The 14,528-nt window shown below is 62.0% G+C and carries 15 protein-coding genes; 8 read left to right on the top strand and 7 right to left on the bottom strand.

Going from position 1 to position 14,528, the window contains the following annotated elements; genetic code table 11:
- Nucleotides 1-58: 58 nt before the first annotated feature.
- Entirely contained in the window at nt 59-1,672 is a 1,614-nt protein-coding gene (locus tag BN1123_RS05680) for an ATPase RavA domain-containing protein (RefSeq protein ID WP_042025815.1), read from the bottom strand.
- A gap of 78 nt (nt 1,673-1,750) precedes the next feature.
- Between BN1123_RS05680 and BN1123_RS05685 the strand changes: the two genes are divergently transcribed.
- The 3 genes from BN1123_RS05685 (at nt 1,751) to rimI (ending at nt 2,896) form a co-directional block, all read left to right on the top strand.
- Nucleotides 1,751-1,903 carry a hypothetical protein gene (locus BN1123_RS05685; protein ID WP_156130393.1) on the top strand — a complete coding sequence of 51 codons (153 nt, stop codon included), beginning with the start codon at nt 1,751-1,753 and terminating at the stop codon, nt 1,901-1,903.
- 8 nt (nt 1,904-1,911) lie between these two features.
- Complete coding sequence (locus BN1123_RS05690) at nt 1,912-2,316, top strand: DNA polymerase III subunit psi (RefSeq protein WP_042025816.1); 405 nt, start codon at nt 1,912-1,914, stop codon at nt 2,314-2,316.
- A 130-nt stretch (nt 2,317-2,446) separates the two neighbouring features.
- Nucleotides 2,447-2,896, top strand: a complete 450-nt coding sequence (gene rimI / locus BN1123_RS05695) for a ribosomal protein S18-alanine N-acetyltransferase (RefSeq protein ID WP_026456903.1) — start codon at nt 2,447-2,449, stop codon at nt 2,894-2,896.
- A 29-nt stretch (nt 2,897-2,925) separates the two neighbouring features.
- Here the strand turns inward: rimI and BN1123_RS05700 are convergent, their stop codons facing one another.
- Nucleotides 2,926-3,468 (bottom strand): thioredoxin family protein, encoded by a 543-nt coding sequence (locus BN1123_RS05700; protein ID WP_042025817.1) that lies wholly within the window; start codon nt 3,466-3,468, stop codon nt 2,926-2,928.
- A gap of 186 nt (nt 3,469-3,654) precedes the next feature.
- Between BN1123_RS05700 and BN1123_RS05705 the strand changes: the two genes are divergently transcribed.
- A complete protein-coding gene (locus BN1123_RS05705; protein ID WP_042025818.1) occupies nt 3,655-5,445 on the top strand; it encodes an AMP-dependent synthetase/ligase in 1,791 nt (596 codons plus the stop codon).
- A gap of 154 nt (nt 5,446-5,599) precedes the next feature.
- Entirely contained in the window at nt 5,600-6,322 is a 723-nt protein-coding gene (locus tag BN1123_RS05710; protein ID WP_042025819.1) for a lipopolysaccharide kinase InaA family protein, read from the top strand.
- Nucleotides 6,323-6,368: 46 nt separating this feature from the next.
- Here the strand turns inward: BN1123_RS05710 and gshA are convergent, their stop codons facing one another.
- The 4 genes from gshA to BN1123_RS05730 are packed head-to-tail and all read right to left on the bottom strand — an operon-like array spanning nt 6,369 to nt 12,277.
- On the bottom strand, nt 6,369-7,967 hold the full coding sequence (gshA, locus tag BN1123_RS05715; RefSeq protein WP_042025820.1) for a glutamate--cysteine ligase: 1,599 nt from the start codon (nt 7,965-7,967) through the stop codon (nt 6,369-6,371).
- Nucleotides 7,968-8,026: 59 nt separating this feature from the next.
- Nucleotides 8,027-10,840, bottom strand: a complete 2,814-nt coding sequence (locus BN1123_RS05720) for a M16 family metallopeptidase (protein WP_042025821.1) — start codon at nt 10,838-10,840, stop codon at nt 8,027-8,029.
- A gap of 25 nt (nt 10,841-10,865) precedes the next feature.
- Nucleotides 10,866-11,303, bottom strand: a complete 438-nt coding sequence (locus BN1123_RS05725; RefSeq protein WP_042025822.1) for a YqaA family protein — start codon at nt 11,301-11,303, stop codon at nt 10,866-10,868.
- A complete protein-coding gene (locus BN1123_RS05730) occupies nt 11,300-12,277 on the bottom strand; it encodes an NADP-dependent oxidoreductase (RefSeq protein ID WP_042025824.1) in 978 nt (325 codons plus the stop codon). Before BN1123_RS05730 ends, BN1123_RS05725 begins: the two co-directional genes overlap by 4 nt.
- A gap of 56 nt (nt 12,278-12,333) precedes the next feature.
- Between BN1123_RS05730 and BN1123_RS21280 the strand changes: the two genes are divergently transcribed.
- Both BN1123_RS21280 and fos read left to right on the top strand, forming a co-directional pair.
- Nucleotides 12,334-12,501, top strand: a complete 168-nt coding sequence (locus BN1123_RS21280) for a hypothetical protein (RefSeq protein ID WP_167335326.1) — start codon at nt 12,334-12,336, stop codon at nt 12,499-12,501.
- A gap of 32 nt (nt 12,502-12,533) precedes the next feature.
- Entirely contained in the window at nt 12,534-12,935 is a 402-nt protein-coding gene (gene fos / locus BN1123_RS05735; RefSeq protein WP_042025825.1) for a fosfomycin resistance glutathione transferase, read from the top strand.
- 7 nt (nt 12,936-12,942) lie between these two features.
- Here the strand turns inward: fos and BN1123_RS05740 are convergent, their stop codons facing one another.
- Nucleotides 12,943-13,947 (bottom strand): hypothetical protein, encoded by a 1,005-nt coding sequence (locus BN1123_RS05740; RefSeq protein WP_042025826.1) that lies wholly within the window; start codon nt 13,945-13,947, stop codon nt 12,943-12,945.
- Between the two features lie 257 nt (nt 13,948-14,204).
- Between BN1123_RS05740 and BN1123_RS05745 the strand changes: the two genes are divergently transcribed.
- The gene (locus BN1123_RS05745) at nt 14,205-14,501 is read left to right on the top strand and encodes a hypothetical protein (RefSeq protein ID WP_082037476.1); all 297 of its coding nucleotides are present in this window, start codon (nt 14,205-14,207) and stop codon (nt 14,499-14,501) included.
- Nucleotides 14,502-14,528 lie beyond the last annotated feature (27 nt).

Here is a 14,528-nt window from a genome sequence, read left to right on the forward strand (position 1 = left end):
CCCCTTCCCCCATCAGGAGCCCCAGATCCAGCATGCCAATCTCCAGCATGGGAGCTCCTTAGTCGTCCAGCCTGGGCAACCGCTCACGCCAGTGCGTCAGCTCGCCGGAGAGTTGCTCGAGATCCCGGTTCAGCACGAAGAAGCTGTCCTCCACCTGCTGCAGCCAGCGCTGGCCGATGAAGAGGTGCTGCTGATGGCGCTCGAACAGGCTGCGCTGCTGCTTGAGCGACTGCACCACCTTGGCCACCTCGGCCTGCAACTCGTCCAGCTCCTGCAGCCAGGGTTCCAGCACCACCTCGGGGATGGCGTTGCGCTCCATCAGCACCAGCGGGATCTGCTGACGCTGGATATCCAGCACGTGGAGCCGCAGCTCGTCATCCAGCACCAGCTCAAAGTGGCCCTCTTTCGGGTTGCCATACTGATAGCCCGCCAGGGCTTCACCGGTCGGATGCCAGTGGGAAAGCAGAGTACGATCGAACACCAGAGTCTCGGTCAGACGCTCGGGATCGCCACCATCCAGCGGCGCCGGGGTGAGCAGGTGGAAGTGCACCGCCTTGCCGAAGGGTCTGGCGTTGGCCAGGGGGATCTCGATCCCCCGCGCGCGGCGGCCAAACCACTGCTTGCGCTGGCGCGCCTTGCAGCAGAGACGCTGGGCGACCCGCTGCTTCAGCTGCTTGAACCTGTCCCGCAGGGTCAGCAGCTGACGGGTCATGGCCAGCTGCTGATAGCCGTAGAGGCGGGAAAACTCGGTCATCATCTCCAGCAGGGCGGTGCGGGACTCCTCGTCGTGCCACAGGCAATCCTTGAACAGCAGCAGATCGAGGGGGGCCACCTCGTCGCGGCCGTTGAAAAAAGCGCTCGCCTTGATCAGCCGCACAGCCTTCTTCCAGCGCCGATCCGACACGTAGCAGCGATGGGCCAGCTGGCTGTCGAGCTGCTGGCGCAGCTGATAGATGAGCTCGAAACAGGCTTCCGGAAGGCGCACCTGCTCGATCTGGCTCTGCCACTGCAGGTACTCCTCCCCCTGGATCTGCAAGGCGGCCGGCAAGTTTTGATGGGCGTGACCGTCACTGGCCAGCATCGCCTGAAAGTTGGCCTTCTCCTGCACCCTGTCCATCCAGATCCGCACCAACATGCGGTCGTAGAGGGCCTCCAGCCCGCTGTCGGGGGCCGGCAGCTCGTTGGAGGCGGTCACCAGCAACCGCATCGGGATGGGGTACTGACCATCGCCGTTGCGAAACTGCCGCTCGTTGATAGCGGTGAGCAGGGTGTTGAGGATGGCGGGACCTGCCTTCCAGATCTCGTCGAGGAACACCACCTCGGCCTCCGGCAGGTAGCCATTGGTCAGGCGCAGGTACTTGCCATCCTCCTTCAGGGCCTGGATGGAGAGAGGACCGAACACCTCCTCCGGCGTGCTGAATCGGGTCATCAGGTATTCAAAGTGGCGGGCCTCGTGAAAGGCCAGCTTGAGCCGGCGGGCGATCAGGCTCTTGGCGATGCCGGGGGGCCCCAGCAGAAACACGCTCTCGCCGCTGAGAGCAGCCAGCAGACCGAGCCGCAGGGCATCCTGGCGTTCATAGAGCCCCTCGCCGAGGGCGGTCAGCAGACGGGGCAGGCGTTCATGGATGGGCATGGACCGCACGGCGGCGTGGGCTTGAGCTGAAAGCGACATAGAGACAATTCCGAAGCTGAGATAATGATGGCGCCAAGGGGTGATATCCGTTTGTTCGCCCTTGGATTTTGTCTTGTTATGATGTTTATTCTGGCCCTGGTTGCTGCAAAATACCCCGTTCTGGCAGGAAAAAACCGCGCGGGCCAAGGCTGTACGCTGCAAAGGGTGCAGCAAAACCCGTTCGAGTGTACCCTGCCCGGCACGATTTTCCCCAACGCAGATCAAGAGTGAGTCGCCCCATGCAAGATCCCGTACGTCAGAGCATGTTGGCCCGCATGGGCATTCAAGGCTGGCAGTTGCGCCGCCCGGCCTTGCTGGGTGGCGCCCCTGAACCAACCAAGCCGCAGCCTGCCAGCGGCGAACAGACCCAAGAGGCTGTCATGCCAGACGGCAAGCTCTGGCTGCTGGCCCCGCAGCTGCCCGCTCAGACTCTGCTGGCCGATATCTGCCAGCTGCTCGGCATTACGCCGGAGGAGGTGTCACTGCTTGGGGAGATGCCCGCCGGCGAGCCGCCCCTGCTCTGGTTGACCGAGGGCGATCCCCGCTGGCCCAACGCCCTGATCTGCCCGCTCGCACCCAACGGGACGCAGAAGCGGGCGCTGTGGCAACAGCTGCGTCAACGACTGGCCGCGACGGCGGCATAAGAGGGCATCTTGTCGCAAGCCGGCCCAGTGATGCCGCTCTTTTTACCTGATTTTACAAAAGCGGCACGCCACCTGGTTCGGCGGGTGCCAGTGCGGCTTGTCGCCATTTTTCCCTAGTTTCGGAGTTTCCATGGCTGAGTTTCGTCCCCTGCTCGAGAGCGATTTCGAGCTTGTCTATCCCATTGAGCAGGCCGCCCATAAGGAGCCCTGGAGTCAGGCCAACCTGCTCTCCTGCTTTGGCCCCCGTTATCTCAACGGTCTGATGCTGGTGGATGGCCGCCCGGCCGGTTTCTACATCTCGGATCTGGTGGCCGGCGACAGCTCGCTGATGAACATCTGCGTGCACCCGGATTTTCAGGGCAAGGGGCTGGGCCGGGCGCTGCTGAAGGAGTATCTGGCTCGCAGCAAGGCGAAGGGGGCCGAGGCCTGGTTTCTCGAGGTGCGCGCCAGCAATCTGGCCGCCATCGGCCTCTACGAGAGCGCCGGCTTTGCGGAATATTGCCGCCGGGCCGACTACTACGGCACCGGCAGCGAGCGGGAAGATGCGATCCTGATGTCGCGCCTGTTCGACTTCGGCTGACATCAGGGCTTTTGTGCCCAGCCCCGACATCACTCCAGCGGGGCATTGTCCAGGGCGGGATCCTGCAGGGCCAGGGTGGTCTCGAGCACGGCATCGAAGGCTGCCGCCGAGAGCGGCATATAGAAGCCCCGCTGCCAGGTCTTGCCCGGCATCCAGATCTGGTTGATATCCACCACCAGCTTGATGGGCTTCAAGGGTTCACCCGGTCGCTGTACGTAGATGCCGGGCGGCGTCGCCACCCTGGGGAAGCGGCGCAGGATCTGCTCGCTGCCATCCCCGCTCCCCGGATTGAGCCTCACCTTCACCAGTCGCGAGAGGGGGCCCACCATCTCGTCGCTCTGCCAGAAACGCTGATCCAGCGCCTTGCAGCGGCGGCACTTCGGGGTTTCCAGTACATAGAGCAGCGGCTGGCCGGATGACAGCGCCTGACGCTGCGCGCTCTGATAGCCCTCATCCCCCTGATACCAGGCGCTGGCAGCCTTGTCCGCTTCACTGCCCGAGAAGAACCAGGCGACGCCCCCCGCCACCATGAGCACCCCGGCGGCCAATCCCCCTTTAAGCCATAAATTCATATTGTTACCTCCACTGTACACACTTTTTTTATATCGGCTGCCCTGTGCAGAGATAGAGCTATTTGCACTCTTTGTGATCCAGAACAAACAGCGAACACTTGTAAGCCGTAATGGTCGAGTTTAAACTCTAGCCCGATTTTTAGTGCCCTCGCGGGCGTACAACTGTAATTAAAGGATGTTTGATTGATGCCGAAGCTTCATCTGGTTCGACTGATGCGTGAGCGCATTGCCCAGCTTGGCAACAAGGCCGCCCTGCGGGTTCAGCAGGATGGTCAATGGCGTGCCATCGGCTGGCGCACCCTGGGCCAGGCCATGGACTACTGCGCCCAGGCGCTGATCCGCGCCGGCCACCAGCCCACCGAAATGGTCGGCATCTATGCCCGCAACATGCCGGAGTGGACCCAGGCCGATCTCGGCATCCTTGCCGCCCGCGGCGTCAGCGTTCCCATCTATCCCACCAGCACCCTCGATCAGCTGCGCTACATAGTACGCGATGCCAACATCGGCCTGCTGTTCGTCGGTGAGCAGCCCCAGTTTGATCAGGCGCTGACCCTGCTGCAAGCCGGCGAGATCCGCCAGATCGTCGCCCTCGATGGCACAGTCGATCTGCGTGGCTGCCCGCAGGCCAGCCACTTCCAGACTTTCCTGGTTTCCGGCAACCATCAGGCCAGCGAACAGGCGCTGCGGGAGCGCGAAAGCCAGTACCGGATGGACGACCTGCTGACCCTGATCTACACCTCCGGCACCACGGGCGAGCCCAAGGGGGTCATGCTCGATTTTGCCAACATCGCCGCCTGCTTCGAAATGCACAACAGCCGCCTCGATCTGAATGAGCAGGATGTATCCCTGTGCATGCTGCCGCTCAGCCATGTATTCGAGCGAGCCTGGACCTATTACGTGCTCTATTGCGGTGCCGAAAACGTCTACATCCGCGACCCGCAGAAGGTGATGGAGGTCATCGGCGAGGTGAAGCCGACCGTGATGTGCGCCGTGCCGCGCCTCTACGAGAAGGCCTACGCCATGATCCAGGCCAAAGTCGCCCAGGCGCCGCGCCTGCGCCGCGCCCTGTTTGGCTGGGCTACCCGGGTCGGCAAGCAGATGGTTGCCACCCGTCAGCAGGGCAAGTCCGCTTCCCCCTGGCTCTACGCCCAGCTGGCCTTGGCCGAACGCCTGGTATTTCGCAAGCTGCGTGCCCGCTTCGGCGGTCGTACCCGCTTCCTGCCGGTAGCCGGCGCCCGCCTGGCCGATGACGTGAACCTCTTCTTCCAGGCCATGGGGCTCAACCTCAAGTACGGCTACGGCATGACCGAAACCACCGCCACTGTCTGCTGCTATGAGGATAGCCAATTCAAGCTGGGATCCATCGGCACCGCCCTGAACGGCATCGAAGTGAAACTCGGCGAGAACAACGAGCTGCTGGTGCGCTCCCCGACCGTGATGCGCGGCTACTACAACAAACCCGAGGCCACTGCCGAGGTGATGACCGAGGATGGCTTCCTGCGCACCGGCGATGCCGGCGAGCTCGACGGCGAGGGCAACATCTACTTCACCGAACGGCTGAAGGAGCTGATGAAGACCTCCAACGGCAAGTACGTGGCCCCCCAGCTGGTAGAAGGGACCCTCGGCAAGGATCGCTTCATCGAGCAGATCGCCATCGTCGCCGATGCCCGCCACTTCGTCTCGGCGCTGATCGTGCCCTGCTTCGAGTCACTGGAGGAGTACGCCCGCTCCATCAACCTGCAGTACCAGTGCAAAACCGAGCTGCTGCGCCACTCCAAGGTGGTGACCTTCTTCGAGGAGCGGATCCACGAGCTGCAAAAAGAGCTGGCCAAGTTCGAGCAGGTGAAGAAGTTCACCCTGCTGCCGAGCGCCTTCTCCATGGAGCTGGGGGAGCTGACCCCGACCATGAAACTGCGCCGCAAGATCATCGAGGCCAAGTATCAGGACGAGATCGAGGCAATGTACAACCACGTCTGATCCCGCCGCTTCGCACCAACAAAGAGCCGCCCCTCCCCGGGGCGGCTTTTTTGTTGTTCATTCAGCTCCGGTCAGCAACAGGGTCGCACACTGGTACAGATAATCATCATCCCCTCGGGGGTGGTACCTATCGTCCCGCTCAACGCCCAATCCCATGACGCTGACCACACTCGACTTGCACGGCAAGAAACACTATTACCTGCTGCTCCATGACCAGCTCGAACTGGATCACTGGTCACTGCAGCAGACCGAGCAGACCCGCCGTCTGGAGCGCATCGCCAGCAGCCAGTTCTGGCTCCATCCCGCCAGCAACAGCCTGTGCAAGATAGTGCCAGACAAGTACCCGCGCTGGACCCTCGGCTGGTGGTGCCGGGATCAGCTCAGCAAGCGGTTGATCGGTCATATCGACGCCCTGCGCGAGTGGCAGAGCAATCGCCGCCTGCGCAAGGCCGGGCTCCAGGTTGTCCCCTGCAAGGCCGCCGGTATCGCCCTCAACCCGCTCAACCCCCACGCCTCCTTCCTGGCGGTGCACTACCTGGCGGAACACAGCTCCGGCGAACACTACTTCAAACAGGCAGACGAGAGCGATCGCCTGGCCCTGCTGCACCGGCTCGCCCAGGATATCTATCACCTGGCAAAGCACGGCTACTATCACCGGGATCTTCATCTGGGCAACCTGATGCTCTCCCCTTCCGGCAACATCGTCTGGATCGATACCCATGTGCGCCGCCTGCCCAGCAATCTGGAGCGGCTGCGCCAGACGGTGATCGCCTCCCTCGAGCCCGGCAAGCTGTTCGGGCAGTTCTACCGGGATTATCTGCTGACCCAGCTGCGCCGTCTGGCTGGCCTGCCTCAACCAGAATCCATGAAGCCTTAACCCATAAAAAAAGCCGCTCATCGAGCGGCTTCTGGTGTGCCTGATATCAGGCGGCAGTCGTGCTGGCTCCGAAGTAGTCGGCCAGGAAGTCGTCAAACGACTGGCTGTCGCTGCGCTCCCGCTCCCGCTGCTTGATCAGGGAGTCCTTCGCCTCGCCGGCGAAATAGGCCTCATCCCAGTATTGCAGCTCGGCCGCCAGCAACTGCTCCCGGTAACGGGTCGCCAGCTTGTCGCCAAAACAGCCGTTGTCCTCGCCGCTTGCCAGCAGATCTTTGAGGATGCGGGCCGAGTAGGTCAGCTCGGGGTCGAGCAGCTTTTCGCGGTGCTCGGCCAGCGTCTTGCGGTAATGGTGACGGCCGCAGCAGCGATCCAGCAGCTCGGCCACCTGGGCAAGCTCGTCAAACAGCTTGAGACCGAACTCCTTGAGACCGATGGGGTTGCCCTGCTCGTCCTCCAGCATCAAGCCGGGGCGACGCCCCTCCAGCACCACCTTGTTCTGGTTGCGGCGATTGCGGGCGATCTCCTCCTCGACGAGCACGGGAGACGGACGCAACAGGCACCAGACCAGGAACAGATCGAAGAAGCGGATCTGATCGGCCTCGATCCCCAGCGGGGTGAAGGGGTTGACGTCCACAGTGCGCAGCTCGATGTACTCGATGCCGCGCTGCTCCAGCGCGTCGGACGGTTTCTCGCCGCTACGCGGGGTGCGCTTGGGACGGATCGGGGCATACAGCTCGTTCTCCAGCTGCAGCACGTTGTCGTTGAGCTGGCGGTACTCGCCGTCCACCTTGACCCCGATCTTGGCAAAGTCCGGATCATGGGTGTTGATGGCTCGGCGCAGGCTGCTCACATAGGCGGGCAGGCTGTCGTGGCTGATCTTGAGCCCGGCCTGGGCACTGTTGGTATAGCCGAGATCGGAGAGGCGCAGGGCGGTGGCGTAGGGCAGGTAGAGGGTGCCCTTGCCGGTCTTCTGGAACGGCAGCGCGCTCTTGCGCCCCTTGAGGAAGGATTCGCAGATGGCCGGAGATGCCCCAAACAGATAGGGTACCAGCCAGCCGAAACGGTAGACGTTGCGAATAAGCCCCATGTACTTGTCGGAGATGAAGCGCTGGCTGCAACAACCGGCGCACTCCAGCTCCTGCCACTCGCACCAGAAGCTGTCCGGCATGGAGAAGTTGAAGTGGACCCCGGCGATCACCTGCATCAGGCTGCCGTAACGGTTCTTGAGCCCCTGACGGTAGAGGGTCTTCATCCGCCCGATATTGGAGCTGCCGTACTGGGCCAGCCGGATGCTCTCCTCGCCACCCACGAAGCAGGGCATGGAGAGAGGCCAAATCCGCTCGTCACCCAGGTGCTGCATCACATGGTGATGAATATCGCCGAGCTGCTCCATCAGGCTGTCGATGGAGTCGGTGGCCGGGGTGATGAACTCCAGCAGGCTCTCGGAGTAGTCGGTGGTGATATTGGGGTGAGTCAGGGCCGACCCCAGCGCCCGCGGATGATCACTCTGGGCAAGCCGGCCTTCCGGCGTGATGCGCAAACATTCACGCTCGAGCCCGCGCCGGATCCCCTTGAGGGCAGTCAGGCGTTCCGGCGCTCCCAGCGCCCCCAGCAACTCGGTGAGCGACAAGCTTGTTGTAGTCATATTCTCGGCTCATGTGAGGCCGCCCCGTCCGGGGCGGCTCTATTGATATGAAGTGCCAGTTACGGCAATTGCAGCGGATAGATGGGAAGATGAAGCTCCTTCAGGGGTTTTTCAAGCTTTTGCTTGTCTCCCACCACCACGATCACCATGTCGGCCGGGTCGAGCCAGCGGGCCGCACTGGCCTTGAGCGTCTCGGGCGACACCGTCTTGATCAGCTTGCTCTGGGCCTGCACATAGTCCGGCTTCAGGTCATACATGATCATCTGCAACAGGAAACCTGCCTTCTGGCCGAGGGTCTCGTAGGAGAGGGCATCCTGCTGGGAGACGGCGCTGCGCATGTAGGCGAGTTCGACCGGTGTCGGCCCGCTCGCCCGGTAGTTGTCCATCTCCTTGAGGAACTGGCGGATGGCATCCACGGTTGCATCGGCCCGCACGTTGGCGCCGGTGGCGAAGGTGCCCACCTCCCGGTTGGCGGAGAAGCCCGAGCTGGCCCCATAGGTATAGCCCTTGTCTTCCCGCAGGTTGAGGTTGATGCGGCTGTTGAAGTTGCCGCCCAGGTTGAAGTTCATCAGCCCGGCGGTGAAGTAATCACCCGTGGTATCGAACGGCAAGGCACGACGGCCGATGCGGATCACCGACTGGGGCGCCCCCGGCTTGTCCACCAGATAGATGCCGGGCTTGGCCTGCTCGCCCTTGAGCTTGAGACTGCCCAGAGTCGGGGCTGTCCCCTTCCATTCGGTCAGGAAGCCGAGTTGCTCCTCGATCTGCTGGCGACCCACATCACCGGCCACCACCACCTTGGCATTGGTCGGGTTGTAGTAGGTCTGGTAGAAGCGCTTCACGTCCGCCAGGGTCAGCTTGGCCACGTCGCCGATCACCCCGTCGGTTGGCTGGCCGAGGCGGTTCTCCTTGCCGTAGACCAGTTCGCGGAACGCCTGGCCCGCCAGCCATTCTGGCTGCTGCTCGCTCTGCTGCATCCCCTGCAGCAGTTGCGCCTTGACCCGCTCGAAGTCAGCCTCGCGCATGCCGGGGCGCTCGTACACCTCGCGTACCAGCGCCATGGTCTGGGGCAACTTGTCCGCCAGCGAACTGATGGTGATCAGGGTGTTGTACTGGGCACTGGAGACATCAATGCTGGAGCCAAGCTTTTGCAACTCGTCGCTGAGCTGGGCTTCGGTCAGGCGTACCGACCCCTGCCCCATCATGGCGGCGGTCAGATTGGCCAGCCCGAGCTGCCCCTGCTCTTCGGCGCGAATGCCGCCCGGCAGGGCGATCATGATGGAGACGGCGGGGATCTCGTCGCTCTCGGTGCCGATGATCTCGATGTTCTTGTCCAGCTTGCCGCGCCAGATGGCCGGCACCTTGACGCTCACCGCATCCGCCGCCTTGGGCTGGACGCTGCGATCGAAGCTGTCTTTCACCGGCCGCTCGGCCAGCGCCTTGTCATGCTTGCTGTAATCCGGCAACTCGCGCTTGGCGGGGGTGAAGTTGGGGACGGCCGCCTGCCAATCCGTCTTGCCCTTGGGCACCACGCTCAGCACCACCGCCGATTTGTTCGCGATGAACTTGTCGTAGGCCGCCTTGACTTGCTCGGGCGTCACCTTGCCGATGGCATCCAGGGTCTTGAAGACATAGTTGGGATCCCGGGCGAAAACCTGGCCCATGGCGAGCTGGCTCACCTTACCGGAGACGCTGTCCAGCCCCCAGATGGCGGAGGCGCGGTACTTGTTGATCGCCTTCTCCAGATCGTCGGACTTGAGGCCGCGCTCGGCAAACTCGCCGATCACCTTGTCCACCTCCCCCTTGAGGGTCTTGAGGCTGCCATCCACCGCCGGGTTGGGATAGGCGTAGACGGTCAGGGTACAGGCCAGCTCTTCGCAGTAGTGGGAGGCCCCCGCATCGACCGCCTTGCCGGTTTTCACCAATGACTGGTAGAGCATGGAGCTGGCAGAGCCGCCGAGCACGTCGGCGAACATGTCGAGCGCCGGCTCCTGGGGATCGCCAAGAGCAATCGTCGGGTAGCTGATGTAGAGCAGCGGCAGGTGAACCTTGTCCTCGAGCGTCACATAGCGGGTCTTGGGCAGGGTCACCGGCTTGGGGGTTGGCTCCGCCACCTCGGGGCCGCGCGGGATGGGGCCGAAGTACTTCTCAATCCAGGCGAGCGCCTGCTTGGTATCAAAGTCGCCCCCCAGGGTCAGGGTGGCGTTGTTCGGGCCATACCAGCGCAGGAAGAACTGCTTGAGGTCGTTCACGTCGACCCGGTCGAGATCCTCCACATAGCCGATGGGCTGCCAGGAGTAGGGATGGGTGCGCGGATAAAGTGCCTCACCTACCTTCTCCCCCACCAGACCATAGGGCTGGTTGTCGACGCGCTGGGCACGCTCGTTCTTGACGGTGGCACGCTGGATCTCGAACTTCTTCTGGCTCACCGCATCGAGCAGGAAGCCCATGCGATCCGCCTCCAGCCAGAGCACCTTCTCCAGCTGGTTAGCCGGCACTGTCTCGTAGTAGTTGGTGCGATCCCGGTTGGTGGTGCCGTTCATGTCGCCACCGGCCTCGTTGATGATCCGCATGTGCTCCTGATCACCGACGTTTTTCGAGCCCTGGAACATCATGTGTTCGAAGAAGTGGGCGAAGCCGGACTTGCCGACCGTCTCTCGCGACGAACCCACGTGGTAGGTGACGTCGAGGTGCACCAGGGGATCGGATTTGTCGGGAGCCAGGATCACGGTCAGGCCGTTGTCGAGCTTGTACATCTGGTAGGGGATGGCGAGCTTGCCCTCCTCCTTGACCTGTTCCGACACCAGGGTTGGCGCTGCCAGCACCGGCAGAGTGAAGCCCAGCAGCATGCTTAATGGAATGAGTTTGTTCACGGTTACCTCGTGAGTGACAAAAGGGCTAGAAGATCTGCCTGGCCAGCAGAAAAATCAGGGTATAACGCAGCAACTTGCCGAGCCCGATGAGAACGAGAGAGCGCCAGAAAGAGAGACGCAGCCAGCCAGCCAACAGACAGAGTCCATCACCGACCACAGGCGTCCAGGCCAGCAGCAGGCACCAGTGGCCATGTTGTTTGAGCCAGCCCAGGGCTTTTTGTTCCCCACGGCCTTGAAAATCTTCCGGTTTTTTCTTGAAGGTGGCGAGCCAGCCGAGCCACCAGGTGGTCATGGAGCCCAGGGTATTGCCGAGCGTCGCCCACCCGAGCAGACTGGCCATGCTCCACTGCCCCTTGGCGGCCATGGCCCCCAGCAGCACTTCCGAGCCACCTGGCAGCAGAGTGGCCGAGGTGAAGGCGCTCAAAAAGAGCCACCCCAGCCCCATCTCCATCAGATCGTTCATGCAGGGTAGTCGTCGGCGGCGGGCATGCGCAATACCAGCTTGCCGCGCACGTGTCCGCCCTCGATGGTTCTGTGGGCCAGCGCCCCTTCGGCCAGGGGGAACTCACCGGCGACAGTGATCTTCACCTCGCCCTGACGCAGCAACAGCAGCATCTGGGCCAGCTGTTTCTGGTCGGGATGGACCAGCATGCCGAGTACCTCGACTCCGGCCTCGGCCCCCGCATCCTTGATCAGCTGAGCCGTGATAGTCGGCACCGTCACCAGACGCCCGCCCGGCTTGACGCAGGCCAGGGCCGCCTTGCCGCTCTCGCCCCCCACCAGATCCAGCACCAGATCGACCTGGCCGCCCGCGGCCACTATTTGTTCGGCCCAGTCGGCATCGTGATAATCCACCAGAGTATTGGCACCCAAACCGTGCAGGAAGCTGTGATTGTCGCCGCTGGCCGTGGCGACCACCTCGGCGCCATAAGCGGCGGCAAACTGCACCGCCAGATGGCCCACACCGCCTGCACCGGCCAGGATCAGCACTCGCTGCCCCGCCTTGAGGGCGCCGTGCTCGAACAATCCCTGCCAGGCGGTGAGCCCTGCCAGCGGTAGTGCCGCCCCCTGTTTGAGGCTGACGCCATTGAGCCTGACCAGCTCCCCTTCACCAGCCACCACGGATTCTGCATAGCCCCCCGCCTGCAGCGGAAAGCCCACCATGCCGCACACCCGATCCCCTTCGACCAGCGAACTGACACCAGGGCCGACCTTCTCGACCACGCCGGCAACGTCATAGCCCGGCGTCCAGGGCAGCTTGTCCTTGTTCTGGGCCGCCGCCCAGCCGAGGCCGGCGCGTGTCTTGGCATCGATGGGGTTGACCCCCGCAAAGCAGATGCGCACCCGCACTTCCCCTTCTGCCGGCACCTTGTCGAGAGAAGGGTTGAGCCTGAGTACCGAGGGGTCACCGAATGCGGTAATCTGTAGTTGCGTCATTGCACAATCCATCCTGTTGATTGATCAAGGGTCAACAGAATAACAGCGAGGACACCATGGCTCGAATGTTTCTTATTCCCCTGTTGCTGGCGCTGGGCTGGTGGGCGTTTCTGCTCTACTTTCGCATCCCCCTCAAGCAGGGGGCCAAGGGGTTTTACTGGATCATCGGTCTGGGTGGCGGGCTGGCAGCATTTCTTGCCCTGATGATGGTGCTGACGCACTAGGGGCAAGAACGAACAAGGGAGCTGGAGGAATAATGCTGACTGGTCTGAACCATCTGACCCTGACAACAGGAGATCTCGACAAGAGCCTTGCCTTCTATGTCGAAATCCTGGGTTTCAAACCGCGTGTCCGCTGGACAAGAGGTGCCTATTTAACACTGGGCGAACTGTGGCTTTGCCTTTCCTGCGACCACCCGCACCCGGCAAGGGACTACACCCATGTTGCCTTCAGCATCGCCTCTGAACACTTTTCGGCGTTTTGTGCCCGCCTACGCCAGACGGGCATAGATGAATGGAAAACCAATCGCAGCGAAGGTGAATCCTTCTACTTGAAAGACCCTGACGGCCATCAACTTGAAATCCACGTTGGCAACCTTGAGAGCCGACTTTCCTCTCTCAGGGAGAGCCCCTATGAGGGATTGGTCTGGTACGACTGAACAGGATTCAGCTGTTTTCAGTACGCAGATGATAGTGGCGATTGCTCCCCTGCCCCAGCACCCCTTGTGACAAGAGATGATGGAATACCCTGTCCACCTCCTCCAGCGACAATGACAGCGCCTGGGCCACCGAGCGCTTGCTGCACTTGAGCTCGCCGCTCTCCAGGGCACCACGTACCCGCTCCACTACGGCCGGAGCCGGCTCGGGCTGAGCCACCACCTCGGGCTGGACAGGCGCCGGCACTTGCACAGCCTGCTGGGCCTCCCGGCGCTCCTGATCCTGCTGGCGCTGCCACTGGCGGCGGAAGCGGTTTTCCTCGCCAATCAGACTGACAAAGAAAGCGCCAAATACATCCAGCAGGATGGAGAGGAAGCAGACTAGCAGGAACTGCACCTGGCTGATGCTCATCCCCATACCATCTGCCAGGCTGCTCATCAGGCCCAGCATGGAGGACTGCTCATTGACTGGCTTGGCATCGCGCTGCTGGCGCAATTCGTCCTGTTGCAGGCGCAGGCGAGTATTGTCACGCTGCAGGGCGGTCACGCCGCTGGAGATGCGTGCCAGCTCGATATATTTGCGGGCCGCCTCCTCGTTGAGCTTGATCTGCCGCTCTATGCTGGCGATCTGCTCGTCAAAACGGGCGATAACCCGTTCATGGTGAGCCTGCTGGTTGAGGATGGTGTTGGTGGCACTGTTGATGCCGCCGATACTGCCACCGATGGAGATGGCCGCCAATACGCTGTAGAACAGCAGCGACCAGAGGGCACCGCCGAGATCCCGGCGCGCCTTGCGCTCACCATACTCATACCAGACATAGAACTTGCCCAGTTCGAAGATGATCGCCAGGCCGCCAAACAGCCACTTCATCAGCGGGTTGTCATCAATGGAGAGAAACAGCAGCAGGGAGAAGACGATGGAAGCCAGAATGGCCAGCCCGGTAAAACTGTATACCGTGGTCAGTGCGAACCATCCCTTGGGGTAGCGTTGGGCGGAAGAAGGCTGTGTTGTCATGATGAAGAGGTGGTGCTGTGGAGAAAAGGTGGCTGCCGATTATAGTCAGCGGACTCGCCGAGAGAAGGGCAATCATGCGAATTGCACGAGATCAGTGATCAGCTGCCCAGAGTGCGACCAAAACGGACAAATCGACAGCAAAAAGTCGGTACACTTTCTTACCACACTGAATAGTATGATGAGATTGGGTGCGGTTCCGCCCGGGTTCAGCCCGGCTGGAATAGACTGACCCGCAATGACAATTAACCGAGGCCATCATGAACAGAACGACTACCTTGTTACTGTCCCTTTTTCTCGTTACCGGTGCAGCACAGGCCGTATCACAGTACGAGGACGGGGGTGGTTCAGCGTTCTCCGTCGATGAGCTAACCTTCAATCTGGACTGGGATGACCAGCAGTTTGGCTGGTCACAAGCCGATTGCCTCGATCTGGGGGTGGGCGATACAGCCCCTTCCGAATGCCGGAGAGTCAGAATCGATCTCGATGATGAAGAGCACCGCAATCATCCACCCAGCACCAACCAGATGCCAACCACCTCGGGCAACGGCCAGTAACAACGGAGAATTCTCGTTATGACTCAT

This window comes from Aeromonas enteropelogenes (genome assembly GCF_000819845.1).
Lineage (GTDB): Bacteria > Pseudomonadota > Gammaproteobacteria > Enterobacterales > Aeromonadaceae > Aeromonas > Aeromonas enteropelogenes.

Excerpts from the sequence above, each read along its gene's own strand:
- BN1123_RS05680 (WP_042025815.1), bottom strand. The coding sequence starts at position 1,672 with ATGTCGCTTTCAGCTCAAGCCCACGCCGCCGTGCGGTCCATGCCCATC.
- BN1123_RS05685 (WP_156130393.1), top strand. The coding sequence starts at position 1,751 with ATGATGTTTATTCTGGCCCTGGTTGCTGCAAAATACCCCGTTCTGGCA.
- BN1123_RS05690 (WP_042025816.1), top strand. The coding sequence starts at position 1,912 with ATGCAAGATCCCGTACGTCAGAGCATGTTGGCCCGCATGGGCATTCAA.
- rimI (WP_026456903.1), top strand. The coding sequence starts at position 2,447 with ATGGCTGAGTTTCGTCCCCTGCTCGAGAGCGATTTCGAGCTTGTCTAT.
- BN1123_RS05700 (WP_042025817.1), bottom strand. The coding sequence starts at position 3,468 with ATGAATTTATGGCTTAAAGGGGGATTGGCCGCCGGGGTGCTCATGGTG.
- BN1123_RS05705 (WP_042025818.1), top strand. The coding sequence starts at position 3,655 with ATGCCGAAGCTTCATCTGGTTCGACTGATGCGTGAGCGCATTGCCCAG.
- BN1123_RS05710 (WP_042025819.1), top strand. The coding sequence starts at position 5,600 with ATGACGCTGACCACACTCGACTTGCACGGCAAGAAACACTATTACCTG.
- gshA (WP_042025820.1), bottom strand. The coding sequence starts at position 7,967 with ATGACTACAACAAGCTTGTCGCTCACCGAGTTGCTGGGGGCGCTGGGA.
- BN1123_RS05725 (WP_042025822.1), bottom strand. The coding sequence starts at position 11,303 with ATGAACGATCTGATGGAGATGGGGCTGGGGTGGCTCTTTTTGAGCGCC.
- BN1123_RS05730 (WP_042025824.1), bottom strand. The coding sequence starts at position 12,277 with ATGACGCAACTACAGATTACCGCATTCGGTGACCCCTCGGTACTCAGG.
- BN1123_RS21280 (WP_167335326.1), top strand. The coding sequence starts at position 12,334 with ATGGCTCGAATGTTTCTTATTCCCCTGTTGCTGGCGCTGGGCTGGTGG.
- fos (WP_042025825.1), top strand. The coding sequence starts at position 12,534 with ATGCTGACTGGTCTGAACCATCTGACCCTGACAACAGGAGATCTCGAC.
- BN1123_RS05740 (WP_042025826.1), bottom strand. The coding sequence starts at position 13,947 with ATGACAACACAGCCTTCTTCCGCCCAACGCTACCCCAAGGGATGGTTC.
- BN1123_RS05745 (WP_082037476.1), top strand. The coding sequence starts at position 14,205 with ATGAACAGAACGACTACCTTGTTACTGTCCCTTTTTCTCGTTACCGGT.